The 26,284-nt window shown below is 35.9% G+C and carries 27 protein-coding genes; 18 read left to right on the top strand and 9 right to left on the bottom strand.

Annotated elements, in window-relative coordinates; translation table 11 throughout:
- Positions 1-28: 28 nt before the first annotated feature.
- The 3 genes from MKY20_RS18920 to MKY20_RS18910 all read right to left on the bottom strand — a co-directional run bounded on the left by MKY20_RS18920 (position 29) and on the right by MKY20_RS18910 (position 3,003).
- Positions 29-772 (bottom strand): hypothetical protein, encoded by a 744-nt coding sequence (locus MKY20_RS18920; RefSeq protein WP_254786582.1) that lies wholly within the window; start codon positions 770-772, stop codon positions 29-31.
- Between the two features lie 4 nt (positions 773-776).
- Positions 777-1,721: a hypothetical protein gene (locus MKY20_RS18915; protein WP_217025048.1), complete on the bottom strand. Its 945-nt coding sequence runs from the start codon at positions 1,719-1,721 to the stop codon at positions 777-779.
- Between the two features lie 97 nt (positions 1,722-1,818).
- Positions 1,819-3,003 (bottom strand): hypothetical protein, encoded by a 1,185-nt coding sequence (locus MKY20_RS18910; RefSeq protein WP_019382440.1) that lies wholly within the window; start codon positions 3,001-3,003, stop codon positions 1,819-1,821.
- Positions 3,004-3,166: 163 nt separating this feature from the next.
- Between MKY20_RS18910 and MKY20_RS18905 the strand changes: the two genes are divergently transcribed.
- From MKY20_RS18905 to MKY20_RS18885, 5 genes are all read left to right on the top strand, one after another.
- Positions 3,167-4,393, top strand: a complete 1,227-nt coding sequence (locus tag MKY20_RS18905) for a hypothetical protein (RefSeq protein WP_009334811.1) — start codon at positions 3,167-3,169, stop codon at positions 4,391-4,393.
- A gap of 187 nt (positions 4,394-4,580) precedes the next feature.
- Positions 4,581-5,672 (top strand): non-hydrolyzing UDP-N-acetylglucosamine 2-epimerase, encoded by a 1,092-nt coding sequence (wecB, locus tag MKY20_RS18900; RefSeq protein WP_009334810.1) that lies wholly within the window; start codon positions 4,581-4,583, stop codon positions 5,670-5,672.
- A complete protein-coding gene (locus MKY20_RS18895) occupies positions 5,665-6,651 on the top strand; it encodes a polysaccharide biosynthesis protein (protein WP_009334809.1) in 987 nt (328 codons plus the stop codon). Before wecB ends, MKY20_RS18895 begins: the two co-directional genes overlap by 8 nt.
- Positions 6,652-7,479: a dTDP-4-dehydrorhamnose reductase family protein gene (locus MKY20_RS18890; protein WP_009334808.1), complete on the top strand. Its 828-nt coding sequence runs from the start codon at positions 6,652-6,654 to the stop codon at positions 7,477-7,479.
- On the top strand, positions 7,476-8,378 hold the full coding sequence (locus tag MKY20_RS18885) for an NAD-dependent epimerase/dehydratase family protein (protein ID WP_009334807.1): 903 nt from the start codon (positions 7,476-7,478) through the stop codon (positions 8,376-8,378). Before MKY20_RS18890 ends, MKY20_RS18885 begins: the two co-directional genes overlap by 4 nt.
- Before the next feature lie 205 nt (positions 8,379-8,583).
- Here MKY20_RS18885 and MKY20_RS18880 read toward each other — a convergent pair whose 3' ends face one another.
- Positions 8,584-9,726 (bottom strand): glycosyltransferase family 4 protein, encoded by a 1,143-nt coding sequence (locus MKY20_RS18880; protein WP_019382438.1) that lies wholly within the window; start codon positions 9,724-9,726, stop codon positions 8,584-8,586.
- A 130-nt stretch (positions 9,727-9,856) separates the two neighbouring features.
- Between MKY20_RS18880 and MKY20_RS18875 the strand changes: the two genes are divergently transcribed.
- From MKY20_RS18875 to sat, 8 genes are all read left to right on the top strand, one after another.
- Positions 9,857-10,675 carry a DUF4915 domain-containing protein gene (locus MKY20_RS18875; RefSeq protein ID WP_009334805.1) on the top strand — a complete coding sequence of 273 codons (819 nt, stop codon included), beginning with the start codon at positions 9,857-9,859 and terminating at the stop codon, positions 10,673-10,675.
- Positions 10,676-10,695: 20 nt separating this feature from the next.
- Positions 10,696-11,409 (top strand): glycosyltransferase, encoded by a 714-nt coding sequence (locus tag MKY20_RS18870; RefSeq protein ID WP_071157819.1) that lies wholly within the window; start codon positions 10,696-10,698, stop codon positions 11,407-11,409.
- Positions 11,410-11,850: 441 nt separating this feature from the next.
- Positions 11,851-12,624 (top strand): sulfotransferase domain-containing protein, encoded by a 774-nt coding sequence (locus tag MKY20_RS18865; RefSeq protein WP_009334803.1) that lies wholly within the window; start codon positions 11,851-11,853, stop codon positions 12,622-12,624.
- Positions 12,625-12,772: 148 nt separating this feature from the next.
- Positions 12,773-13,507, top strand: coding sequence for a glycosyltransferase (locus tag MKY20_RS18860; RefSeq protein ID WP_009334802.1), 735 nt, complete (start codon positions 12,773-12,775; stop codon positions 13,505-13,507).
- On the top strand, positions 13,500-15,248 hold the full coding sequence (locus MKY20_RS18855; RefSeq protein ID WP_009334801.1) for a glycosyltransferase: 1,749 nt from the start codon (positions 13,500-13,502) through the stop codon (positions 15,246-15,248). The genes MKY20_RS18860 and MKY20_RS18855 overlap by 8 nt, the downstream gene beginning before the upstream one ends.
- 135 nt (positions 15,249-15,383) lie before the next feature.
- Entirely contained in the window at positions 15,384-16,241 is an 858-nt protein-coding gene (locus tag MKY20_RS18850) for a sulfite exporter TauE/SafE family protein (protein WP_009334800.1), read from the top strand.
- 33 nt (positions 16,242-16,274) lie between these two features.
- Entirely contained in the window at positions 16,275-16,868 is a 594-nt protein-coding gene (gene cysC, locus MKY20_RS18845) for an adenylyl-sulfate kinase (RefSeq protein ID WP_009334799.1), read from the top strand.
- 19 nt (positions 16,869-16,887) lie between these two features.
- Complete coding sequence (gene sat / locus MKY20_RS18840) at positions 16,888-18,051, top strand: sulfate adenylyltransferase (RefSeq protein WP_009334798.1); 1,164 nt, start codon at positions 16,888-16,890, stop codon at positions 18,049-18,051.
- 91 nt (positions 18,052-18,142) lie between these two features.
- On the opposite strand, the gene MKY20_RS18835 is transcribed toward sat, so the two are convergent.
- Positions 18,143-19,027 carry a glycosyltransferase gene (locus MKY20_RS18835; protein WP_009334797.1) on the bottom strand — a complete coding sequence of 295 codons (885 nt, stop codon included), beginning with the start codon at positions 19,025-19,027 and terminating at the stop codon, positions 18,143-18,145.
- 21 nt (positions 19,028-19,048) lie between these two features.
- On the bottom strand, positions 19,049-19,651 hold the full coding sequence (locus MKY20_RS18830; protein ID WP_009334796.1) for a hypothetical protein: 603 nt from the start codon (positions 19,649-19,651) through the stop codon (positions 19,049-19,051).
- Positions 19,652-19,775: 124 nt separating this feature from the next.
- On the opposite strand from MKY20_RS18830, the gene MKY20_RS18825 reads away from it, so the two are divergent.
- The 4 genes from MKY20_RS18825 (at position 19,776) to MKY20_RS18810 (ending at position 22,548) form a co-directional block, all read left to right on the top strand.
- Positions 19,776-21,203, top strand: coding sequence for a hypothetical protein (locus MKY20_RS18825; RefSeq protein WP_019382946.1), 1,428 nt, complete (start codon positions 19,776-19,778; stop codon positions 21,201-21,203).
- Between the two features lie 28 nt (positions 21,204-21,231).
- Positions 21,232-21,435 carry a hypothetical protein gene (locus tag MKY20_RS18820; RefSeq protein ID WP_009334794.1) on the top strand — a complete coding sequence of 68 codons (204 nt, stop codon included), beginning with the start codon at positions 21,232-21,234 and terminating at the stop codon, positions 21,433-21,435.
- On the top strand, positions 21,395-21,862 hold the full coding sequence (locus MKY20_RS18815; RefSeq protein WP_009334793.1) for a Mov34/MPN/PAD-1 family protein: 468 nt from the start codon (positions 21,395-21,397) through the stop codon (positions 21,860-21,862). Before MKY20_RS18820 ends, MKY20_RS18815 begins: the two co-directional genes overlap by 41 nt.
- 128 nt (positions 21,863-21,990) lie before the next feature.
- Positions 21,991-22,548, top strand: a complete 558-nt coding sequence (locus MKY20_RS18810; protein ID WP_019382948.1) for a M15 family metallopeptidase — start codon at positions 21,991-21,993, stop codon at positions 22,546-22,548.
- Between the two features lie 44 nt (positions 22,549-22,592).
- On the opposite strand, the gene MKY20_RS18805 is transcribed toward MKY20_RS18810, so the two are convergent.
- Positions 22,593-23,642: a M42 family metallopeptidase gene (locus MKY20_RS18805; RefSeq protein ID WP_009334791.1), complete on the bottom strand. Its 1,050-nt coding sequence runs from the start codon at positions 23,640-23,642 to the stop codon at positions 22,593-22,595.
- A gap of 111 nt (positions 23,643-23,753) precedes the next feature.
- Entirely contained in the window at positions 23,754-24,839 is a 1,086-nt protein-coding gene (locus MKY20_RS18800) for an AI-2E family transporter (protein ID WP_341002405.1), read from the bottom strand.
- Between the two features lie 138 nt (positions 24,840-24,977).
- Between MKY20_RS18800 and MKY20_RS18795 the strand changes: the two genes are divergently transcribed.
- Entirely contained in the window at positions 24,978-26,012 is a 1,035-nt protein-coding gene (locus tag MKY20_RS18795) for a mechanosensitive ion channel family protein (protein ID WP_192908548.1), read from the top strand.
- 71 nt (positions 26,013-26,083) lie between these two features.
- Here MKY20_RS18795 and MKY20_RS18790 read toward each other — a convergent pair whose 3' ends face one another.
- Positions 26,084-26,269, bottom strand: a complete 186-nt coding sequence (locus tag MKY20_RS18790; protein WP_009334788.1) for a hypothetical protein — start codon at positions 26,267-26,269, stop codon at positions 26,084-26,086.
- Positions 26,270-26,284 lie beyond the last annotated feature (15 nt).

Here is a 26,284-nt window from a genome sequence, read left to right as displayed (position 1 = left end):
ATAAACACGACTTATTCAAAGACGTGTTTTATTCTTGATCATTCAATTTATTTTCTAATGATAAAATTTCCCCCTCCAAAAGTTTTATAGCCCTTTCAAGCTCTATATTGCGGGCAGTTCCAGGATTAATAATTTCTGCTTCATTATTAGACATTTTTTGAAGCTTTGGCTTGCTGAAGGCTGTTACTGTGTTCGTTTCTATACTTACTAATTGTTCAAGCCTCTTTTTTTCCTTTAATATAATGATCTCACTGCTGGTGTCACCAGAATCTGATTTATGGAATAAGTGAAGTGAATTTTCATTTTCAGGTATTTGAATCAGTCTTTCATTTTCCCTTTCCAAATTCTCAATTTTACAATGCATTTCCCAAAACGTTAATTCAAGCTCATAAATTCGTCTTTCTAATTTGTAAATCAGCTCTTTATCTTCTTTTATAAAAAGTTCATCTGTTAAATCTTTATTATGAAGCTCATAAACTGATTTCTGTAGGTTATGCAAATATGACCTTTGTTTTTTATTTTCTTCAGATAATAAAGCCAATTTCTTTCTCAAGGTATCATTTTTATTGATCAATTCATTAATTTGCATCATGTTATTTTCGAATTCTATTGAGTCATCTCTTTTAAAAGGGGAGCTAAGCATGGACTGACATTTGGCTAATTCTGATTTTAGGTTAGTGATTTTCTGCTGTATCTGGTTATCCATATTGGGAGTATGATTGCGGAGCATGTTCATTCTCCTTTCTGATATTCTACATTCTTTCAGCTGCAATACATTATTTCTTAACATTGCCCATAAGTTTACCGTAAGAGATAACATCCGAACTAAAAGGGGAGTTTGGATATTCCTTGATCTCATCTCTAATTAATAGTAACTGAGCAATTATTTCTTTTTGTACATGCTCCAACAACACCTTTTCTTCATACAAATCCCTGTTTAATGCTTCCAGCTGCTCATTTTGCTGTTGAAGCTGAAGGTTTTTATCATCTTTTATTTTTAATTCATTTATATTCATTTCATTTTTCTTTATTTTATCTTCATATTCACTAATTAAGGTACTGTATTCCAGTATTTCAAGAAGAAGCTTTTCATTTTCCTCTTTTTGTATGGATAGGTTATATTGCAGGTCGTCTATAATTAGCTGATCCTTTTTTTCGATTGTCTCTAATTGATTTGAGTATTTGTTCAATTCATCTTTCATACTTACAACTAAGTCTTTAAAGTCATTATTCTTTGATTGGAGATGTTTATTCTCACTTTTCAATCTGATAAGATCAGAATCTTTTTCTGAAAGTTGTTTATGCAGGTAGATTCTATTTTTATGAAACTCTTCAATTTCCTGACGTAAAGAGGTGTTATTTTCCTGCAGGTTTGAAATAAGCTTCTGACTGTTTTGGATTTGTTCATCTAATGATTCAATCTTAGAGAGGTAATCTGCTTCTTTAGAAGAAAGTTCTTTCAGCTTCATTTCATAACGGGCTATTGCAAAACTAAGTTGTTCTTTTATATTTAATTCATCCTGCTGGTTTTTTTGGATTTGTTCCTTTAAGTATTGGTTCTCATTTTTCAAAGTTTCCAATTGGCTGTAATGATAATTTTCTTGATATTCCTTAATTTTATTTTTATATTTTGAGATTTCAGCAGTAAGATAAATCACTTTTTGCTGAAGATTTCTATAGTCTTGTTTCCCATTATCTTTAATGAAAGGTGCATTCAACATGTATGTGCCCTCCTGACCTTACAATTAGGAGCATATACACTATCCTATGTGCTAATAGGCAGATTGTTGCAAAATAAAAAGCCTGTTTAACACAGGCTTAAAATGAAAGTGAAATGGTGTTGTTGGATGCGTATTGTTGTTTGCCTTCATTAAAGTATACAAATGCATGGATACCGACTGAGGAATTTTTAGGTTCTCTTATAAGGACCTTTAACCCGTTGAATACTTCAGAGCCTCCAGGGGGAATAGTTAATTCCTGAATGGAAGTAATCCAATATTCCCCTTTGGTTTTCACCCTATCTCTCCAATCATCATATACATATTTCCAGCCTTTTTCTCCATCACTGCCCTTCATTGCCAGACCTGCAACCAGTTTAGGCGGCAGGATCTGGCCCTGTAAAGAGATTCCTTGTTCGACGGGGATTTTAATGCATATGACAGGATTCTTTAAATCAAGATCCCCAGTATTTTTCATTATGATTGAACCGTTCACCATATACTCTTTTTGTTCATCATCCGGTCTTGGAATGAGCATTGTGTAATTTAGGAATACTTCAGCATTGGCTTTCTTTAATCTTTGGTCTTGGCTGTTGACTGCTGAGCTATTTTTATTCTTTTCGGGTTTCATGGTTTTTTCAGGACCCTTTGTTACAGCTTTCTTTTCTTGTGTATTAGGCAGTGGTGCTTGATCTAAAAAGGAGCTTAACCAGGACTTTATAAGTGGCATTGGCACTATAGCCGAATTATTTGCAGCAGGTTTGACGCTGCAGTACCTGATCAAAGCACGAGATATGCTTAATATTAGTCGATCATCTTCGTTAAATTGAGATCTGAAGGCTAATTGCTGTTTCCCATCAGCAGCTAAATTTTTCTTTTCATTTAAAACAAAAGGTATTTTTGCTTTATTAAACTCTATAATGAGAAGATTTTTGAGCCTTTCATCAAGAAGAACATTATGTTCAATGATCAATTGCTGATCAGAATACTGCTGGTCAATGCTATCCAAATATATAATGATACTTGGCTCTTTCAAAAGATCCAGACCCTCAGCTTTAAGGATATCATTCAATTTTAGAACAGCGTCCTGGCTTGGCTGGTTCTTTGAACGAGCAGAAATTGAGATAGGGTGCTGTTTTCTTCCGGTTTCAATATTAATCGTTTCTTTGTGTTGATCAATAACTGCTTCAAATCCCTGCTGCTCACAAAATAATGCTAGGCTAACTGCTGACTGATAGAGAGCTTTGCCTAAAAGTTCGCCATCAATAAAAACAGAATAGGTCATGTGTACAGTCTCCTTTTATCAATTGCATTTGTAACACCTATATATATGAAGAAGAGACCGAATTCGTGAGAATCAACAAAAACAGGCTATTTGATTAGAACACAATTCTAAATATATCCATACTATGAAGTGAAAACACAACCTATTAGAAAGGATGATTTGCTTGAAACCTATTAGAGGATCCCAATTGACTCCTAATAACGTTCAAGAAGAATGTATTCGGGTATCCAAGGTTTATGACTGGGTTTTTGATGCTATTTCTACCGATACAGGTATAACCTTGCCGGATGATTGCGCAGCTGCAGTTGCTGCAGCGGTTGCAGCAGGAAGAACACCGCTAGATGTAACATGCGAAGTTCCAGATGTAGGAGGCTTCTTCCCGCTTGATCCTCCAGATACGGATGGAAACGCATTGTGTACAGTTTCTTCCAGAATTGAAAGACGTGAAATTCCGCTAGGCGGCAGACTAGTAGAAGTGGCCATTGTAAAAGTCATTTTCACTATTAGACCGCTAATTACAATCTTTGATAGCACAGGTGCTATCATTTGCCAATTCCGTCCTACTATCAGTGAATCCCGCCGTTTAGTTGTTTGTGCTCCAGAACCGTTTACAGCTGATAACGTGTTCTGCCGTTTAATTTCACTAGACTGTGACACTAACTTCATCGAAACTGGAGACCCAGACCTTGGCCTTCAGGTTATGCTGGATATCTGTTTCGAGATTCAAGTAGAAGCAGATGTAAAACTAGAAGTACTTGCTAAATTCTGCTTCCCGCGTCCAAATGACATTGAACTTCCTACTAACGGCGTATGTCCGGAATTCGAATGGCCTGCACAATGTGACTTCTTCCCTCGCGACAACTGTGATTGCCAGGCGTTTGTGGATACAGATCCATTGACTGGTCCAGTTGATATTACCTTCGCACCAATTCTTTTTGATACACCGTTAGCTGCAGGAACTTATACTACGGAACTTAATGCTGAGATTTGCGATAACTGTCAATTAACTGGGAGCACTATTTCCTGGATTGTCGAAGATTTCGTTGTTCCAACAGGAACAGGAACAGGTACTGTAGATCAAAGCTTTACGTTTACTGCTTCAGAAATTGGAATGCCGGAATGTACAGAGGTTCTTGGGGTAACAACGATGACTGTTGAAGGGGCAGGTACAGTAAGCTTTGCAGACCCTGGAGTTGCTGACCGGACTGTATTGTTCACATTGACATTAGTAGAAAATATCGGATCAGCTGATGACACATATGCCATTACCCTTACTGATCTTGCTGGAACAGCTCTGATAACTTTTGCTGCTGCTGCAGTAGATTTTGTACCAGATGAAGATTTAGTTGTACAGGATTGTGTTACTTTTCCTAACTTACTAGATGACTAATCCCAAGTATAAATGTTAAATAGCTATGATTAGAAGGGGCAACCCTTCTTTTTTTTTCAAAGAATCCGTTTTGGCAGCAAAAAAATTAACTTAAATGAATGATACAAACCTATTCAAATTAAAGATATATGAATAGGTTAATAGGGACGAATTGAAATAATGATTTTAGCAGAAAGGAGTGCACAAAGTGAGAATTATGACAATTTTGGGGACAAGACCAGAAATAATCCGTCTTAGCCTTATTATTAAAAAGCTTGATTTATTAGCCTCAAAACACATACTTGTCCATACCGGCCAAAACTTTACTGAATCATTAAGCGACTTGTTTTTTCGGGAATTAAAGATCAGGGAACCGGATTATATCTTATCGAAAAAACAGGCCACTTTAGGTGGCCAGCTTGGAAATATGTTTAATCAATTAGAAAATATCCTTCTAAAAGAAAAGCCGGATAAGGTTTTGGTACTGGGAGATACAAATAGTGGATTAAGCGCAATATTGGCTGAAAGAATGGGAATCCCGGTTATTCATATGGAAGCCGGGAATCGTTGCTTCGATTTGAACGTTCCTGAAGAAAAGAACCGAAAAGTAATTGATGCTATTGCTAGCTTTAATCTGCCTTATACACCACAAAGTAAAGAAAATTTAATGAAAGAAGGATTTCCAAAAAACAGAATCATCCTTTCCGGGAACCCAATAAAAGAAGTATTAAGTGCTTACAAAACAAGTATTGATCAGAGTCAGATAATTAAGACGCTTGGTCTACAGCAGGAAGAATATTTCTTAGTAACTATTCACAGGGCTGAGAATGTAGATAATTTATGCCACCTAAGAGAAATTATGAATGGAATCAACAGGGTGGCAGAGATTTATCGAAAAAGAATCATCTGCAGTATTCACCCCCGCACAAGATCAAAGCTTCAAAAGCTTGATTCATTTACGCTTAATACCTTTGTTGAATTTCATGAACCCTTTGGTTTCTTTGATTTTGTTCAATTGGAGCAAAAGGCGTTATGTGTCTTAACGGATAGTGGAACTGTCCAGGAAGAGTGCTGTATTTTTCGGGTGCCAACGGTTACAGTACGGCGGACAACGGAAAGACCTGAAACAATTGATTGCGGAAGCAATGTTCTATCAGGTATAGACTCGGGAAAGATATTGAATTGTGTAAATGTCATGCTAAAAGGAGAAAGAGACTGGTCTTTGCCTGAGGGATATGGCGAGACAGGTGTTTCTGATAAAGTGGTGAAATTATTGATGGGAGGCATGGAAGTTGTTTAAGAACCAGACAATTCTAATTACTGGAGGAACGGGATCATGGGGCTATGAACTCGTTAGGCAGCTTTTAGATTATAAGCCTAAGGAGATAAGAATTTTTTCCAGGAACGAATCTAACCAATTTTCGATGAAGCAAGAATTTGACAATAACCCGCTGCTTCATTTTGTGATCGGAGATATTAAAGAAAAAGAAATTATCATGGAAGCATCTGAGGGTGTTGATTATGTTTTTCACCTTGCTGCTCTGAAGCATGTTCCTGTATGTGAATATCAGCCCCTAGAAGCATTAAAGACAAATGTTCACGGTACCCAGAATGTAATTGAAGCTGCGATTCATAACAAGGTAAAAAGAGTCGTATACATTTCCACGGATAAAGCGGCAAATCCATCAAATTTTTATGGATTATCTAAAGCGATGGGAGAAAGGCTAATCATCCATGCAAATACACTTAACACTGACACAAAATTTGTTTGCATAAGAGGCGGGAATGTTCTTGGAACAAATGGAAGCGTGATTCATGTCTTTAAGAAACAGATAATAGAAAAAGGCAGGATTGGCATTACTGATCCAGAGATGACAAGATTTTTCTTAACAATTGAAGAAGCTATCAAACTGGTTTTTAAGGCCACTTTTGAAAGTTTGGGCGGGGAGATTTTTGTCATGAAGATGCCAGCATGTAAAATCCTGGATCTTGCACATGTTTTATCTGAGGATATGGGCAAAAAAGGAATCGATGTTGAGATTCTGGGTGTTCGACCAGGAGAGAAGATTCATGAACTTCTGCTTTCAGAGTATGAAAGTGAAACAACAATTGCTTATGATGAAGAGTATTTTGTTATATTGCCAAGTATTCATATTGATGGCTTGAAGGAAAAATATGCAAATTATAAACCGGTTAATCTAATAAATTATAATTCCAGCAAAGACCTAATGAGCACGGATGAAATCAGGAAAGTTTTAAAGAAAGGCAGGTTTATATAAATGAAGGTATTAGTCCTTGGAGGAAAAGGGATGGCAGGCCATATGATAGTAGATTATCTTCAGAGGCAGCCACAATATAATGTCATTTATACTTCAAGGAATAAAGAAGATGAAGATGGAATTTATCTTGATATCACAGATTCTTTAAAGCTTGAGGACGTAATTAATAAGCAAAAGCCCGATGTAATAATTAATTGTATTGGAATATTGAACGAATTTGCAGAAAAAAACCAAAAGCTAGCCTTTCAGGTTAATAGTTTGCTTCCCCATCAATTAGTCAAATTTGCAGAGAGATACAATGGGAAGGTAATTCACATTAGCACTGATTGTGTATTTTTAGGGACGAAAGGGAATTATTCTGAAAATGATATACCAGATGGGACTTCTGTTTATGCTGAATCAAAACAGCTTGGAGAAATCATCAGTGATACACATTTGACCATTCGGACTTCTATAATAGGCCCTGAATTAAAAGGAAGTGGGATCGGATTATTTTTGTGGTTCATGAAGCAAAAAGGGAACATAAAGGGATATAAGGAAGTTTATTGGAATGGTGTTACTACTCTTGAATTGGCAAAGGCAATCGATTGGATGATTAAGCAGAATATAACGGGACTTTATCATTTATCTTGTGATGAAAAAATTTCAAAATATAATTTGCTGATGTTAATTAAAGAGATATTTAATAAAAGAGATGTTGTCATTCAGCCTGATAGCGAAATTAAACAGGATAGAACCATTATAAATACAAGAAGTGATTGGAAGTATCAAGTCCCGCCTTATAAGGAAATGCTATTGGAACTTAGAGACTGGATGAAAAAAAAGTGAGCGGGAAGTCTAAAATATTAATTACTGGTGCAGCTGGATTTACTGGCCTCCATTCCTGCAGGTATTTTGCATCTGCCGGATATGAGGTAACTGCTGTTACAAGAAGTAAGGATATTGCTATTGATAATGTTATGGTAGAACAATGCGATCTTCATAACAAAGAATTGGTGCTAAATTTAATAAAGAAAGTAAAACCGCAATATCTGTTGCATTTGGCCGGTCAAAACCATGTTGGTCAATCATGGTCCGATCCAACAGGAACGTTGGAAACCAATCTGCTTTCAACTGTATATATACTGGATGCTATCCATAAAGAATGCCCTGAATCAAAGTCTGTCATAGTAGGATCCGCTCTTCAAATCGACCCTTCCAATATCTCTGCAATTACCCATCCATATAGTCTCAGTAAAACATTTCAAGTGCTAGCTGCCAGAGCTTGGGCAGAACTTTATGGCCTTTCGATTGTCATTGCCCAACCAACGAATTTAATAGGTCCAGGCAATTCAAACGGGGTATGTTCTATGTTTGCAAAAAAGATTGCTGAAATGGAAAGCCAAAAAGCAGAACATATTCTTAATGTGAACAATCTGTACGCTCAGCGTGACTTCATAGACGTTCGAGATGCCGTCAGAGCTTATGAAATTCTTTTAAAGAACGGGGTAAGTAAAGAAATTTATCCAATTTCATCAGGAAAAAGCCGCTCATTAGGGGAAGTTGTAAAAATATTTAAAACGATGACACCCATTAACTTTAAAGTTAAAATATCTGAAAGGAGCATTAGAGAAGATAAAGTTAAGATATCATCTGAAAGAATAAACCAATTGGGGTGGAAACCAATTATCTCTTTTAAAAAATCACTTGAGGATAATCTTAAATATTATAGAAGAAACCCTTATTAAAATGGGTTTCTTCTATTAGAAATTTACAGATTAACTTAGATGAGATATTAAAATGTTCTTGATTTACGATCTTTTGAATGGCTGCCATTTATAATTTAAAAGTAAAATCATTAGTTTAAAATGTAAACACAGCTATGAAACTAACAAAATAATACAAATCCTATAAAAAGCTAGTGGTTGAAGAATGTAATGGTTGAAATTATTTTTATTCTTTTAATGTAATAAGCATATTCAGAAAATTAGCAGCATAAATTTCAGGCGAAAATATTTTTTCAATATGTGCTACTCCATTTCTTCTTATTTCATTTCTAATAGGAATGTTTGTTAGTAATATTTTAGCTTCCTGGATAGCATGATTGATATCTCCCTGTTTATAATATTTTCCTGTATGGTTATGAACAATAAAGCTTCGGACTCCATCTGAATCTGTTGTAAGGACAGGACATCTACAAATCATAGCTTCAAGAACTGCGTATCCAAAACCCTCAACTTTTGAGGTAGAGCATAACAGGCCACCAGAATCCCCGATCATTGAAAAGTAGTCTGCCATCTTACTATGAGGTTGATTAGGGTAGATTGTTAATCTGTTATTCAGTTTGAGGGAAGATACCATATTTTCAAATTCTTTTCTTGATTCAGGTTTTGAAAGAGTATTGTCTTCAAACATCCACATTTGGATATTGGGGATAGATTCACTTAACTTTGACCCTATTGTTAAAAAATCCCTCCAATTTTTATTTTCTTCTATCCTTCCAACCCAGCCAAGGATAGGGTTCTTAGGAGCAGGCAGTTTCTTATAATGAAAACTTTTTGAGTTAAAGCAATTGTGAAAGCAAAATTTTTTTTTATTGGGAAAATATTTTTCAAAAGCTTTTATTAAATGAGGCGTTCTAGGGTATAAAATTCCATCAGCAAAATTATTAATAATATCATAAGCTTGAGTTTTAATGAATTTTTCTGCATATTCTTTATAGAAGCCAAGTCCTTGAACTTCATAGATTAATGTACTTTTAATTCCCCATTTCTTTAAATTCTCAAGCATTTGAAGATCTGATGCCACTACTATAGCATCATACTTTTCACGAATAACTAACTCCCTGATAAGTTCTTCTTTATCAAGAACAAAAACTGGTTTTAACATATTCTGTAATCCGGTTCCATGTTGTTTATACAAAAAGTGACAGGTAACTCCTGCTTTACTTAGAGCATAAAAACGCTGTCTATTTAGTGTCTCGATACCTCCACTGGGAATATAATACGTAAATAAAACTTTAATTCCGCCTGCTCCGGTTTTTTTAGATAAGTCCAATAATTCCACCTCGATTAATTTGAATAAGTTTATTTCCAAATATTTTAATCCTATGATTAATATATTGCGCACTCATTATTATATATGCATAAAATACCTTGAAAGGTGTTTTGTTTACTAAGAAAAAAAAAGTAACTAAAACATAGTTAAAATTGTTGGAGTGTTGTATATGTTACAAGTTAAAGATTTTAATGCACTGATAAGCTGCTGTAACCAAAATGGGGGACTATACCATCTGAAACGCCAAAAAGGAATGAATACACTTCAAATAATATTAGATATTGAATGCAGAGGAATAGCTAGATATGGTAAGGGATTTGTTGTTGCATCAAATGAGGAAGGAATTATTCTATTGGATGAAAGTTTAAATGTTGTAAATTTTAGCCATGCAGGAAAAGGATTAGATCTGCATGGTATAGCTATTAGTGGAGATTTTGCTTATTTAGCAGAAACTAAGCTTAATTGTATTGGCATATATGATTTATCAAATGGATTAAACAGAGTCGATGAGATTTGCTTTTCTTCCAACAGAGCAACAGATATTTGCCATATTAATGATATATTTATTGAAGAAAATAGTCTTTTTGTATCAATGTTTCATTTACCTGGCCAATTTAATATTGGAGGCGGGGTAGTTGAATATTCTTTAAAAAAGAAGAAAGTTAAGAATGTTCTATATGAAGGAATATCTCAGCCTCATAGTGTTATGTTATATAAAAATGATCTGTATTTTTGTAATTCGGAAGAATTCTCTGTACGTAAAGAAAATAATATATTATTTAAATGTCTTGGTTATACGAGAGGTCTAGCTGTTCAGAATGAAACGGTTCTAATTGGCCAAAGTATAACTAGACATATAAATAAATTATTAGAAAAGCATCCTAATATTTCTTCAGACTGTGGAGTCTATTTATTAAATATGAATAATAAACTATCAACTTTTGTGCCAATCCCCTCCTTGGAAATATATGGAATTATTTTTATCTGATTACAAAGAGGTGAAAGATTGTGGAATTAAATGAATATCCTTTAGTTTCTATTATTATTCCATTCTATAATTGTAAATATGTCCAGAGAGCAATTTCTAGTGCATTAAAACAAACTTATAGAAATATTGAAGTTATTGTGGTGGATGACGGATCAACTTCTCATATACCAATGATAAAACCACTTAAGGACAAGATCTTCTATATAAGAAAAAAAAATGGTGGAACTGCTTCAGCATTAAATGAGGGAATAAGGAATTCAAAGGGAGAATATATTGTATGGTTGAGTTCAGATGATTTATTTATTAATACAAAAGTCGAAACACAATTAGATTTTATGAAAAACAAAATGTATATGTTTTCTTATACCAATTACTTTTGCATTAATGAAAAGAATCGAATAATATCTGATTCTGTTGGTCCTTTAAACTCTGAAGAGCTCCTAAAAAGCCTAATAGTAGGCTGCCCGATAAACGGTTCCACTATTATGATGCGGAGAGAGGTTACTAAAAGTATTGGGCTTTTTGATGAATCACTGAGATATGCCAATGACTATGATTATTGGATTAGGGTGTTTCTAAAATTTAAAATAGGGCATTTAAATATTCCACTCACATTGTATAGAGTTCATGGGAAAATGGGAAGTAAACAATATTTAAATGATGTGTTGAAGGAATCAAGGAAAGTAAAACTAAAATATAAAACAGAACTGGAGAAATATTTAAAAGAAAAATAATTAATTACTTTACAGTAGCTTCTATAGACAAGCTGCTGTTTTTTTAGCTAGATCTTTTGCCGGTATATCCTATATTAATAAACTTTCTAATTGAAAAAATATTTTGTGACATTAATTTATGCCTGCTTTAAATAAATTTTTTTGCTTTTCAAATCAATTCAGGATTGAAAATATTGATCATGGCTAGGCAAAAGAGGATTTTGTAAATATAAAGAATAATTCTATAAAACTAGCCTATAGCAAGAATAAGAATTAGACATAACTTATAAAAGACAGGTTGAAGGGTATTTAAATTTAATTTTCATTTCCGTATTAAGTAATTATCGAGGGAGATTTGTGTGGAAAGAATGTTTGAATGTAACATGGCGTTTTAACTATGAAAGAATTTGTATTAGAAGAGATTAAATTACTATCATAAAAACATTAAATAGGAGTGAAAAAGTGCAAAACAAATCTTTTAAACAACCTAAGATATTTATTAACTCTGTCCCAAAAAGCAGTACTAATTTAGTAATACAATTAGTAAAAGGCATAACTAAATTATATCAAGGTAAATCATATTGGGTAAACAATGAAAATGATGTATTAAGTATTAAGGAAGGTGAATTGGTCTATAGTCACCTGCCATATAATGAAAAATTTTCAAGCGGACTTCAAAGTATGTCAATAAATCAGATATTCATTTACAGAGACTTAAGAGATGTTGCTGTTTCAATGGTTTACTTTATTAATGATGTATTTTTTGATCATCCTCTTCATCAAGTTTTTAAAAAGAGAATTACCTTATTTGAAGATCAATTAGATGCTGTCATTCTTGGAGTAGATCTGATTGGTGAAGAAAATGAAAATAAGTGGGGGGTTAAGAAACATTATCCAGGCATTTATGAGGAAACTTATAAAATTTATGAATGGCGTAAAGATCCCAGCGTGTGCTGCATACGTTACGAAGATCTAGTAAATAATTTAACTGCAGATACTGAAATATTAAAAATAATAAATTTTTTATGGGAAGATCTAAGAAACCTAAACATAAGTAAAAGTGAATTCTTAAAAATAATGAAAAACAACATTGATACTAAAAACTCATGGACATATAGACAAGGCAAATTTGGAGGGTGGCGTGAAGAATTTACATCTAGAAATAAAGCGAACTTTAAAAAAGTAGCTGGTGATTTGATCATTAAACTAGGTTATGAAAAGGACAATAATTGGTGATTTACATGGCCGATTTTGCGATCGAGTCTAAGGAAGATTAGGCCAAATCTAAAAATCCACAAAAGGTCTATGATTTTATTAGCAGTTGTTGAAAATAGTATATGGAAACTGATTTATCTTTTATTTTTCGAACAAAGGAGTGAGAAGTTTGAGTAAAGAACTGCCATTAGTAAGTGTTTTAATACCATTTTATAATTGTAAATATGTTCCCCAGGCAATTGAAACCGTATTAAGACAAACTTACAAGAATATCGAAATTATATTAGTTAATGATGGGTCCTATATGTATAATGAATTATTAAAACCATACTTATCAAGAATTATATATATAGAACAAAAAAATAAAGGTGTTGCGTCTGCTTTAAATGAGGGAATCAAGATAGCTAATGGTGAATATCTAGCTTGGTTAAGCTCAGATGATTTATTTTCTGAGAAGAAAATCGAACTACAGCTTAATTTTATGAAAGAGAATAAATCATTATTTAGTTTTACAAATTTTAATATTATCGATAGCCATAATCAGATAAAAAAATATAATGTTGGGATACATTTCAAGAGCGGAATAGAAGTCTTACAATCATTAAAAGATTTTAATCCTATAAATGGTTGTACGGTTATGATGTCCAGGAAGGTTATTGAAAAAATTGGATATTTTGACGAAACTTTAAAATATGCACAAGACTATGATTACTGGATAAGAACTTCGGCCCATTTTCCTCTTCATTATTTCCATTGTACTTTAACTAACTACCGGGTCCATGATTTAATGGGATCAATTCGTCATAATAAAGATCAAATGAAAGAATTCTATGAACTTAGAGAGAATTATAGAGTCAAATATAATAAATTTTTTTCAGAACAGAGAGGAGAGAACCATGTTTAACTCTCCATTTACTTTTAGAGGGAATGAATATATTGCTGCACAATTTAACCCTCGGCAAATAATTGATAATTTTAAATATGAATGTGTGATTTTACCACAAAGAAGGTCAAATAATGAAAATGCATCATATCTTATTTCACCAGAGGTAAATAATATTGAAGGAAATTTTGCTGTAGCAGGTATATTATTCCAAAGTAATAGGTTATGTGTGGTTGAAAAATATCAAAATAATGTTGAAACAGTTATAAGTTTGCCTATAAATCAGAATGAGTGGATTAAAGTAGTCCTTATTTATATAGATAAGACACCAACAGTGTATATTAATGAAAAGGAAGTAGCCGTGGGGACAAAAAGCAGATATACCCACATTTGTCCATCTTTGGTTTTTGGCGGCAACATTAAAGATGGGTGTTTCTATGGAAAAATCCAATCAATAAAACTTTGGAAAGTACCCCCAAACCAATCAGAAATTCGGTTAAAGAGGGAAGATATGAATGTAAATCAAAATATTGTGTGGGGTTATGACTTTTTAAGCGGGTCTGCCTATAAAAATGGGAAGAAATCTGACTACGAAGTCAGTATAATATTGCCGACCTTTAATAAATATCAAGAATTATTGTTAACACTTCATTCCTTAGAATGCCAGCATTTTGATAAGAGAAAGTATGAAGTAATTATTGTCGATGATGGATCAATTGACAATACTGCTTCTATAATCAATGAACACAATTTTTCATTTGATTTAAAATATATAAGATCCAACCAAAATATTGGAAGGGCTAGTATGAGAAACCTTGGGATTCAGAATGCTGGAGGCCGAGTTATTGTATTTTTGGATGCAGAGATAATTGTTAAGCCTGACTTTGTTTCTCTGCATTACCAAGGACATAAGGAGAACAAAAAAATAGTCATTTGTGGAAGCTTGGTACTTAAAGGATTATATACAATATATCATCCAAGATACAACATGGAACAAAAGACTCATATAATGAAGCTGTTGAAAAACTATCCGACTTTTACTCCTAGTACTTTGAATGAGATAAAAAGTGGTAAGACTGTTAAACTATTAACTGAAAAAGAGGTTAGTAATCAATCATATCAAAATTATTCATTTGATAAACCATTCGTAAAGGTTTACAAAGAAACGCTTTTTAATCGTTTTGGGAATAATCTGAATGGGTTTCACTTTCCATGGCTCTTATTTTGCACTGGGAATGTTTCTGTTGAGGCAAAGGCCATTAAGGAAGTAGGCCTATTTGAAGAGTACCCAGGATACGGCTGGGATGATCATGAACTTGGATATCGTTTATATAAAAAGGGGTATAGATTTTTTAATCATAATGGGTTAGCAGCCTATCATCAAGAACACCCTATTTCAAAGACAAATCCTCAAGATGCTATTAAAAATTTTGTCCGAGTGTTTAATAAATATCCTGAGGTACAATTAAGGATTTTTATATTGCATTTCTTGGGTATATCCGTTCCTAATGTACACTTAATTTATGATTCATACTTGAACTTTTTAAATGGATATTCAAATATTTATAAAGGAATTCCGAAGTTATTAGAGCAAATACTCCAAAGAATATCTGTTAAACTATGGAAAGAAGAACCATTAACAAACTTACTAAATACTAGTTCAGTAAATAAAGAACAAATTATAAAAAATCTTGAAGATTTAGAAAGGTATCCTAAAGTTAAGCCGTTTGCAAGTAATTTTAAGAACATTATTAAGATGTAAAACAAATTCTGGGAAGATATAGCTTTCCAGTTTTTTTCTTTCACCTTGGTGCATTAGCCGTTTCATGATACAAGAGTTTTGAATCTAATAAAGGTATACCCTCGTGTATAAAAAAAACAGATTGGAGCAGAAGAATTGAGAAAATTACTTACTGTTACATTTGTTGGATTCATTGCCCAATTAATTGACGGATCACTAGGGATGGCTTACGGAGTTACATCCTCCTCTTTGCTTTTAATGCTAGGTATGGCTCCTGCGGTTGCATCTGCCAGTATTCACATTTCGGAAGTGGTTACGACTGCTGCTTCAGGTTTTTTTCACTTTAAGTTTGGAAATGTAGATAGAGGGACAGTAATGAAATTAATTCTACCCGGTGGTGTAGGGGCATTTATTGGAGCATGCTTTTTAAGCAACATGCCAGGAGAAGCTGTCAGGCCTTTTATATCTGTTTTTTTGTTGTTATTGGGAGTTTATATCTTATTCCGCTTTTTGTTTCTTAATAGTACTCCAAATGAGAATAAGGGAATCCAGTTATCTAACAGGAAAGCTGCAATCCTTGGTCTATTAGGCGGGTTCGCTGACGCTACCGGTGGAGGCGGATGGGGGCCCATTACAACACCTGTTCTTCTGGCCCAAAAAGACACTGCTCCCAGAAAAGTGATTGGAACTGTTGATACGAGTGAATTTGTAATAGCATTATCAGCAACGGCAGGGTTTCTTATCTCTTTAGGCTGGAAGGAATTTGATTGGTTTTGGGTTCTTGCGTTAATGCTAGGTGGATTGTTTGCTGCTCCTATTGCAGCATGGCTCGTAAGGATCCTTCCTTCCTACCTCCTTGGAGTCGCAGTAGGTGGAGTGATCATTATAACCAATTTGCATACCATTATTAATTTATCTGGCATAGGGATTACATTATCTTACTTTATATATCCCTGTCTTTTTATGCTTTGGATAATAGCCATTATTTATACAATTAAAAAGAATAAGAGCTGATACAGGTTCTGTCATACAAAAAGGAGGGAAGGCATGGAAAAAGACAAGAATTTATATTCTCCTATATTTAAAGTAACAAAAGAAAAAAGAAGAGCTCTTCATGGACATAATAGTAAGATTATTTGGTTTACTGGTTTATCAGGATCAGGTAAAACAACCATCGCAAATGAACTGGAAGACATTCTTCATTCAAAAGGTATCTCCACCTTTATTTTAGATGGAGATAATATTCGGCAGGGACTGAATAACGATTTAGGATTCAGTCAGGAAGATCGAAAAGAAAATATTCGCAGAATCGGAGAGGTAGCAAAATTATTTGTAGATAGCGGAATTGTGGTTCTGGTTACCTTTATATCACCATTCGCTTCAGAGCGTAAACTGGTCAGAGATATGGTTGAAAAGGACGAGTTTATTGAAGTGTATGTCAATTGCTCTTTGGAAGAGTGCGAAAAAAGAGATCCAAAGGGCTTGTACCAAAGGGCAAAAAATGGTGAAATCAAAGAATTTACAGGGATTTCTTCGCCTTATGAAGTGCCTGAGAATCCAGAAATCATCTTAGAGACTTCTAACTATTCGATAAAAGAGTGTACAGAAATTCTTTATGATTATCTGAAAAGATTACTGTAAATGGCTAAGGAGGGAAAAAATGAATTCAATTATTGACCCCCACGGTGGAAATTTAGTAAATGGCAAGTTATCTGAAGGAGAGAGAAAAAAATATTTATCAAAACAAGATTCCATGCCTTATATTTCAATTTCGAAGTGGACAATATCTGATGTTGAACTGATTACGAATGGCGGTTACAGTCCGCTTCGCGGGTTTATGAATCAAAAGGAATACCTTAGTGTTTTGGAAAACATGCATCTCCCAAGCGGTCTTCCTTGGACAATCCCCATCACTCTTCCCGTTGATAAAGAGGAGGCTGAACAACTTGAAATAGGAGATGAAGTCCTCCTAAGAGGGAAAGATGATATTACCTACGGAGTAATTAAAATAGAGGAAATATATAGTTACAACAAAGAATATGAGGCATTGATGGTTTACGGCACAAACGATCATAATCATCCTGGTGTGAAGAAGTTAAATACCCAGGGGGATATTTATGTTGCAGGTCCGGTTTATGCAATTAATCAGCCTTCACATGCCCCTTTTGAAGACTATCTAAAAGAACCAGCTGAAACAAGAAAAATGTTCAATGACTTGAAGTGGAGTACTATCGTTGGCTTCCAGACACGTAATCCAGTACATCGGGCCCATGAATACCTGCAAAAATGTGCATTGGAGATGGTAGATGGTCTTTTACTTCATCCCCTTGTCGGAGAAACAAAAAAGGATGATATACCAGCAGATATCAGAATGGAAAGCTATAGTGTATTGCTTGATAAATATTATCCAATGGATCGAGTTAAGCTGGCAGTATTTCCAGGTGCTATGCGCTATGCAGGTCCGAGAGAAGCTGTGCATCACGCTATTATCCGTAAAAATTATGGGTGCACACACTTCATTGTCGGCAGAGATCATGCAGGTGTCGGAAATTATTATGGAACTTATGATGCTCAAAAAATATTTTCCAATTTTGACCCCGAAAAAATTGGAATTAAACTGTTATTTTTTGAACATAGTTTTTACTGTAAAAAATGCATGAATATGGCGTCCGCTAAGACGTGTCCCCACTTAGAAGAGGACCGCTTCTTTCTAAGCGGCACCAAAGTTAGGGAGATGCTAAGAAATGGAGAGCAGCTTCCACCTGAAATTACAAGGCCTGAAGTAGCGGATATATTAAGGAAGGGGTTTAGCAATAACGTTTAACATTTAGAGTTCATTTGAGGAATCATCCTCGGAGTCTGTTAATTGATGCTGAAGGCTGGTTCCTTGTTTGCTTTAATTTTTATAAATGCTATCAAAACTCAACCCCAAACCTCCGAAAATACCAATCATCATCAAATTTCCTTTTCTTCAAATAAACCTGTTTCTTCTCCATTGCCCCATTCTGAATCACTCTTTTTTCAACATCTTTTGATTTAGTATGCTTTATCATCATTTTACGGATTTTTTGAATGCGGCTGGGGTTAAAATGCAGATAGGCAAGTCTTAATAGGTTATAGTAGTAATCTTCCAGTTCAATTTTGTAGGGCTGTACTTTCCGGAATAAATGCAGTACTTTCGTCTTTGGCTGTACATAACAATTGTAGCCGAATAACCAGAGCTTAATAGAAAGTTCCACATCTTCATGTCCCCAAGTCGGAAACCCTGTTTCAAATCCTCCCACATCTTCAAATACATCCCGTCTGATCGCAAAGCATCCGCCTGGCAGAACGGCGGTTTCAAATAGATAATCTCTTTTTGTGTTCCAGTGGGTCCTGAACTTATTTGATCTTTCATTTACCCATAGTGTTTGGCCATACCCGATAAAATTGGGATTACCTATAGCGCCAATGGCAGGGGTAATGGAATCGCAGGTCCCCTCAAGAATTGGTTCAAGCAGTCTGTCTAGCCACGAATCTTCAAATTCCAGATGGGCATCACAAAACACAAGAATGCTCCCATTTGCTTTTTCTGCCCCTGCATTTCTTGCATTTGCTGCCCCGACACCGGATGTATTCACTACTGTGATATTTTTATTCAGAAACTGATCCCGAAGAAAATCACAGCAATGATCATCAGACTGATCATTTACAACAATGATTTCATATGGAGAGCCAATCTCTACGGAGAAAAAAGATTCAAGTGTGTTCTTTACGTTTATTCCTTCGTTTTTTACAGGAAAGATGATGGAAGCAAGCAAATTTATTTCACTCCTTTATTGTTATATTACTGGAAGAACCCTCGCTTCCACTTCCTTAAGGGTAAGCTGCCCGGCGATATAACTGCATATAAGGGAATAATTAAAATGGATAGCAAATAAATACCTATAAATAGAACGGGTCACTGCCTGGAGGTGTATTTGAGGCTGGATTAGATAGGCATCCCATATTTTTTGATCGGTGCTTATGTTTTCCTTATTTCCTTCGGCAAGGATATATTTGCTTGTGATTGGAGGGAAGGATAGCAGTGTCCAATTACCATCTTTATCACCTTCGCAATGAGCCGGGAGAGAAGAAGCAATGATCTTTTCTGTGACTTCCACTTTTTTTATTTGTGCTCGGTTTATAAGGTACTTCAGCTTCGTCATGTTCCATTCCATGCAATAGTACTCGTCTTGGTTTAGCGGGATTCTCACTTTAGCTTTTTGGTGATCATTCATGATAAATGGCTCGTCTAATGAGCTTCTTAGTCGCTGTTTATAATATCTCAGGGTCTCTTCAAGCTCTTGCGGCGGGGGATTTACCATTTTCAAACCATTGCTTTTCACGAGTTCCTTCAAATAGGGAACAGTTAAAAACTCATCAAGAAGATAAATCTTTTCCATGCTTAACACCTCGGAATTAACATTGTCATCAGTAGTAATAACTTAATGTTCTTTAAGCTTGTAACGTGACAAAAATAAATACATATAGATATATCAAGAATCTGTGCAGAGGGAGGAGAGTGAAATGTTGAAAAGGGCCAAAATGGTATTAGTGAGGAACGGCACTTGGCAACTATACTCGTGTGAGATGAAAAATCTTCAAGGCAGACTTTTTTCCTCCAAACATGATATACAGCCAAACAGAAAAAGTTTACAAAACGACCAGGATAATAAGATTTCCTTTAATAAGATAACAAATCAAAAGACTCTCAGCTTTTCAGTCCATAAGGAGAAATCTAATAACCCGCAGGATGCTCTCCTCCAAACAGAAATGATCATTGGTGAAATCAGGCATTATTTAAAGCATCTTCGCCTCGAGGAGGGAAAATGGAGAAAAGATAAAAAGAAAAAAGAATTAATGATCAAAGAATTTGTATTACAAAAAAAACAAATGAAAAAAGAAATATCCGATTATAAACATTTGGCTGCTATTCACGAAAAGAGAACACAGTTTTACAAGAACGCACTACAGCGAAAAAATGGAAACGGAAATAAAAAAGTGCGTCACCAGTTAAAGCATGAAGCAAGAAGCTTAGAACCAGGGGCTTCATACCCTGTAACTCAAAAAGGGGCAGATAAAAAGCAGAGCATTAAACTGATCGAAAGAAAGATTAACGAATTATCCGAGTTAAAGAAAAAGGATTATTTGATGATACAGAAGTTGGGCACCGATTACCAGATAATCCATGAAAATTGGGCAATAAAAGAGATTATTATGCCTATTCATCATGAAATGGACATGAATAACATAAAGAGAGGGAGTTGGTTAGAGTTGGCTTGGAATTGGCTTAATGGAGATAAACAAACTCAGTATTTGGAAAAAACAGCAGAATTACAAAGTACCATCAATGAGTTGAAAGCTACGGTTAGTTCATATGAAGAAGTTCTGGAGAAGCTTAGTAAGCAATTTGACCAGTATGAAAAAAATGAGGAACTTTATCTGCAGGAAATGGTTGACCTAAAGGAAAATCTGCAGGCCATAGCTGGCAGTGAAGATGAGTATCTATATGAAATCCAGCAGCTCAAAGAAGAGATTCAGGAATATAAGCAGAAAAATATTAGTCTTGAAAAAAAGATATCAGAATTGGATCGTTTGAAAGAAGAGCTGGATGCAAAATCCCAGCAGTTAAAAGAATATGAAAATATGAATAACCAACCTTCATTACCTCCGCAGAATATGCAGAAGAAGGAAAAATTATCGAAAAAGATGAAGCAGCAAAATGCAATTCCTCAACGCAGCCAAAGAACAGAAATGAGACAATTTGAACAAAAACAAAGCTCCGTTAGGAGGTCCAGGACCCCTAATGTAAATGGAATGCCAAGGAATATGAATAATCAGCCAAGACAATTGAATCCAAGTCAGCAGCGAGCTCAGAACAAACTGGATTTAATCCAGAAATTCTACCCTCAGGCTCGATCGCAGAGCAGCGTTTTTAATCCTTTTAAATATTAAAAATAAAAAACTAACGGGAGTGGTTGAAGTGGAAACACCGAAAAAATTTTATGAGAGTTTTAAAAAAGCAAGAAAATTCCCAGCTGGTAATAAAGCCAAGAAAGCATCAGGGCTTTTAAAAGGGAAAAATCAAGAATTAAAACAAACATCGAGCAATGGCAAGAAAAAAATCTATGTTTCGGGAACTGCGAGTGCCACTCAACCCAGACGCAGGAGCTGCTGCGGCCGTTAACCAAAAATTTGACTTTTACAACAAAAATGTTGTTTATATAAATCGTTCGGTTTTGAATGAAATAATTAATCATTGCAGAGAAGATCTTCCTTATGAAGCATGCGGGCTTCTTTCCGGTCAACATGGCCGAAACGAAATGATGTGGAAAATTAGGAGCACGGAAAAAAGTCCGACTTCTTTTGCAATGGATATGAAACAGGTCTCAGCTGCCCTATCTGGGATGAAAAAGCTCTCTCAAACAATGACAGGCATGTACCATTCACATCCCTCCGCAGCCCCATTGCCTTCAAGAGATGACATCAGGAACTTTCATGACCCTGCTGCAGCCTATTTTATTATTTCATTCGCAAATAGGAAGACAAGTGTAAAGTGTTTTAAGATAATTGACCATAAAGCTTTTCAAGTGAAATTTGAAGTTATAAGATAATATTATCCTTTCTAATTTAACAGGTGTGTTGTGTAGATCGTCATATAAGCCTCGGATACGGGAAATCCGAGGCTTTTTATGATTTAATATACATATAGGGAATACCGCTAAGAAAGGAACTTAAAATCTTGCCAGTAAAATCACTTTTGAAACTAGTTGTTTTTCTGCTCATACTATCTGCCATTGGCTTAATAGTTTATGAATATAGCAGATATTATATAGGCCCTCCTAATTTAGAGGACACTTCTCTCCCAACTGCTCTTCACCCTGCAGTTGCTGAAAAAAAGGATCAGCTGATCTCCCAGGCTGCCGACAAAGGCATTAACGTAGTCATCACCCAGGATTTCAGAAGCATAGAAGAACAGGATGCTTTATATGAAAAAGGCCGCACGGCTGAGGGGAGTATTGTTACTCATGCAAAAGGGGGAGAGTCCTACCATAATTTCGGACTGGCGATTGACTTTGCCCTTATGTCTGTAGACGGCCAGGTTATCTGGGATATGAATTATGACAGCAACGGCAACAGTAAAGCAGATTGGGATGAGGTCGTCGAAATCGCAAAAGAGCTTGGTTTTGAATGGGGCGGGGATTGGACGCAATTTAAGGACTATCCTCATCTCCAAATGGATTTTGGACTTACCATTTGGGAACTGCAAAGAGGGAAGAGACCGCCTGAAACGGAATGATAATAAAAGAAACTGCACTCAAGATGTGCAGTTTCTTATTTTTGTTATAGGACCATTTCCGACTGTACATAGTGATACAGCAGCTTAGCTGTATTTTCAATTGAATCCTCATGTGTACGCTCGAATGCATGGGAAGAATCAATCCCCGGTCCGATTAAGCCGTGGACAATGTCGTGTCCGGCACGTATGGCTGCCGAAGCATCAGATCCGTAAAAAGGATAGATATCAAGCTTGTACCCAATTCCATTATCCTTTGCAAGCTGAACCAGACGCTTTCTTAGTTCGTAGTGATAAGGGCCGCTTGCATCCTTCACACAGATGGAAACGGTATACTCATCAGTAGATTGCCCGTCTCCCATAGCACCCATATCCACAGCCAGATATTCTACTGTCTCCGGTGTGATATTGGAATTGCCGCCATAGCCGATTTCTTCATTATTTGAGATAAGGAAATGGGTTGTGTACGGCAGTTCAATGTTCTCGGACTTCAGCTGTTTAATCAGCTGAAGAAGGATGGCGACACTTGCCTTGTCGTCAAGATGGCGTGATTTAATGAATCCTGCCGGTGTCGTCTGCACACGCGGATCAAAGGAAACAAAGTCCCCAACTTCAATACCCAGTGCACGGACATCCTCAGCATTATGTACTTTTTCATCAATTCGGACTTCCATGTTCTCCTGGTTTCTTTCAGCTTTCCCGGCATCTTTGTATACATGAACTGAAGTCTGATGCATCAGAATGGTACCGGTGAATTTATTGCCTGATGATGTCTCGATTTCACAATATTCGCCTTCTATCGAGTTATATTTGAATCCGCCGATCAGGTCAATCTTCAGGCGTCCGCTTGGCTTAATTTCTTTCACAATCGCTCCCAGAGTATCAACATGGGCAGTCAGCATCCGGTGACGATTTTGGTCTTTACCGGGAAGGGCAGCAATTAGTCCTCCTTTGCGGTTTCGTTTTGTTTCAATATTAAGCTCATTCAAAAACTTTTCCACATATGTAATCACTTCATTGGTATTGCCGGATGGACTTGGAATAGAAACGATTTCTTTTAGCAAGTTAATGGTTTCTTTTGTATTTGGGTATGCCAATTAGAAAATCTCCTCTCAAATTATTCACGCGCAATTCTTATTATACTGTTATTTCTTGGGATAAGCATGCCCTATAAATAAAAAAAACTGCCAGAACGGCAGTTTGTAACTTTATATTTCTTCTGAAAGCAAGCTTTTCCTTGTTCTTAAACGGTAAAACCTTCTAAAGTCTTTTACAAGTACCTTAACGACAGAATAGAACGGAATGGCAATGAGGATTCCGATAAAACCATAAATTGATCCTGCAGCCATTAGGATAATAATAACTGTAAGGGGATGGAGATTAAGCCTTTTGCCCATCACATGAGGGGAAACGAGATTACTTTCAAGCAGCTGAACAGCGATCAATACCAGTATTATTTTTAATACCATTCCGGGGCCTTGCAGTAATCCGATGAAAATGGCGGGTATGATGCCAAGTACCGGACCAAGAAAGGGCACGACAGTAAGGAACATCGCAAAAAATGCTAAAGTTAATGCATATTCCAAACCTATAATCTTATATCCGAAATACATTAACACACCATCTACGACTGCCACAATAAACTGGCCAGTAACATAGGAAAATAAGGTCTTATCAATATCTCCGAGAATTTTATTGCCTTCTTCCTCGTGTTTATCAGGAAGATATTTTAATAGAAAAGGGCGGAGCTTGTGATCATCCTTAAGGAAGTAGAAAAGGATAAACGGCACCACAACCATGACAGTCACAATGCTTGTAATGGTGGAGAAGACTTTCATCACGTTCTCGCCAGCGCCTGATAGGATGGTTTCTAAAAAGTTCAAGGCTTTGTTTTTGACTTGGTCATAAGAAAACATGCCCATATTGTTTTTTTCAACCACTTTCTCCGTTTCATCCGATAAATCCTCCATCTTTGCCGGCAGGTTTTCGCTTAGTTCAGTAACCTGGTTGCCAATCAAATTGCCGATTGCGTTAAATCCTAAATACCCTGCACCCAGCACAACGGCAAAAATGACGATAATACTGGCTGTTTTGGGTAAAGACCTGGAAACCAATCTTACCAGGGGCCTCAATATATAGTAAAGAATACCGGAGATCACTACCGGAAAGAAAATAGTGGCAACTAAAGCCCGAATTGGCCATAGGAAGTAATCAATCTTCCCAAGCAGGAAAATGATGATTAATACGAAAATAGTACCTGCTGCATATTTAAAAAATGGTTTATTGATCCACATTCATATACCCCAACCTTAAGATATGTATTTACTATTCACCTTTCCTTTTTTCAAACATTGTTAAACACAGCCGTTTAAGAATCGATGTAAGAGGAATAGGTAAAACATTAAAAACGCAACAGGTAAGGGAGTCTAATTATGCTGTTTATAAAAAATGTAACCATTAAGGAAGCAATGCTGTTTTTATTGTTTGCAGGAGTAATATTGGCTGCCAAATGGACCGTTAACTTACTCGTGAAAAAGAGAAAGGGCAAGTCAGCACAAAACGACCGGATCATGCAGGGAATTTCTTCACTCGTGAACTGGGCAGCTTTTTATGGAATTATCATTCTATTCTTGTTTTATTTTTCGAGGGAGAAATGGCTTTTTTATACCTTGTTCACAGCTGGGGAGGTAGATGTGACGCTATATTTAATAATTGTAGCGTTTTTGACAGTCTCGCTTGCAAATCGGATCGTAAAAGTATTCACCAAATATGTATTAACATCTGTTTATGAATTCTATGGAGTTGATCGGGGGCTCGGCTATTCATTCAACAGAATGATCTATTATACCGTCATGATTGCAGCGCTCGCCATCAGCCTGACAACGGTTGGGCTTGATTTAACAGCGGCTGCTGCCATGCTGGGTGTTCTCGGCATTGGTATAGGATTCGGCATGCGCAATATTGCCGGTAACTTTATTTCAGGCATCATCATCCTCTTCGAACGGCCTATTGAAATTGGGGAAGTAATCGAGATCAATAATAAGATCGGTAAAATAGAAAGCATCCGTCTCAGATCCACTATCGTCCGCACTGCTAAAGAGGGAACCCTCATCGTCCCAAACCAATACTTCATCGAACAAATCATCAAGAACCGGACAGGCTCAGAAATGCTTGCCCAGGTCCTAATCAGCGTAGCGTACGGTACTGATACAGATAAAGTTGAAAAGCTTCTTAGAGAAGCAGTCGAGGTTGTAATGCCTAAAACAGAAGGGGTTTTAACGGCACCTGCACCTGATATCCGTTTTGTGGATTTCCGCAATAAGGCCATGGACTTTCTAATAGAAGTCCCTGTTGCAAACTTTGAAGCCAAACAGAAATTTGAAAGCCGGTTAAGACATGTAATTGCTGAGAAGTTTTATAAAAATGGGATCGAACTTGCCACAGCACAGCTGCTTTCAAACGAATGACGGGTTTTAGTTAAAAGGAGATAAAGCGAAAAACACCAGCCGCTCAGGGCTGGTGTTTTCCAATGTGCACTCTATTTCCCTAACAAAGCTTTCACTCCAAGATAAAGAATGGCAAGACCAAAGATGATCATAGCCAGACTGCCGACAATGGTGAAAAAGCTGGCAATGCCTGAAGTAATAACTGCAGAAACAGGTACCATTGTCAATCCGTAGCCTGCAAGCATACAAGCAAGATATAATAATGCCAATTGATACATTATAGATCCCTCCCT

This window comes from Cytobacillus sp. FSL W8-0315 (genome assembly GCF_038002905.1).
GTDB classification, from domain to species: Bacteria; Bacillota; Bacilli; order Bacillales; family Cytobacillaceae; genus Cytobacillus; species Cytobacillus pseudoceanisediminis.
This window is presented reverse-complemented; position numbering and strand designations above follow the sequence as displayed.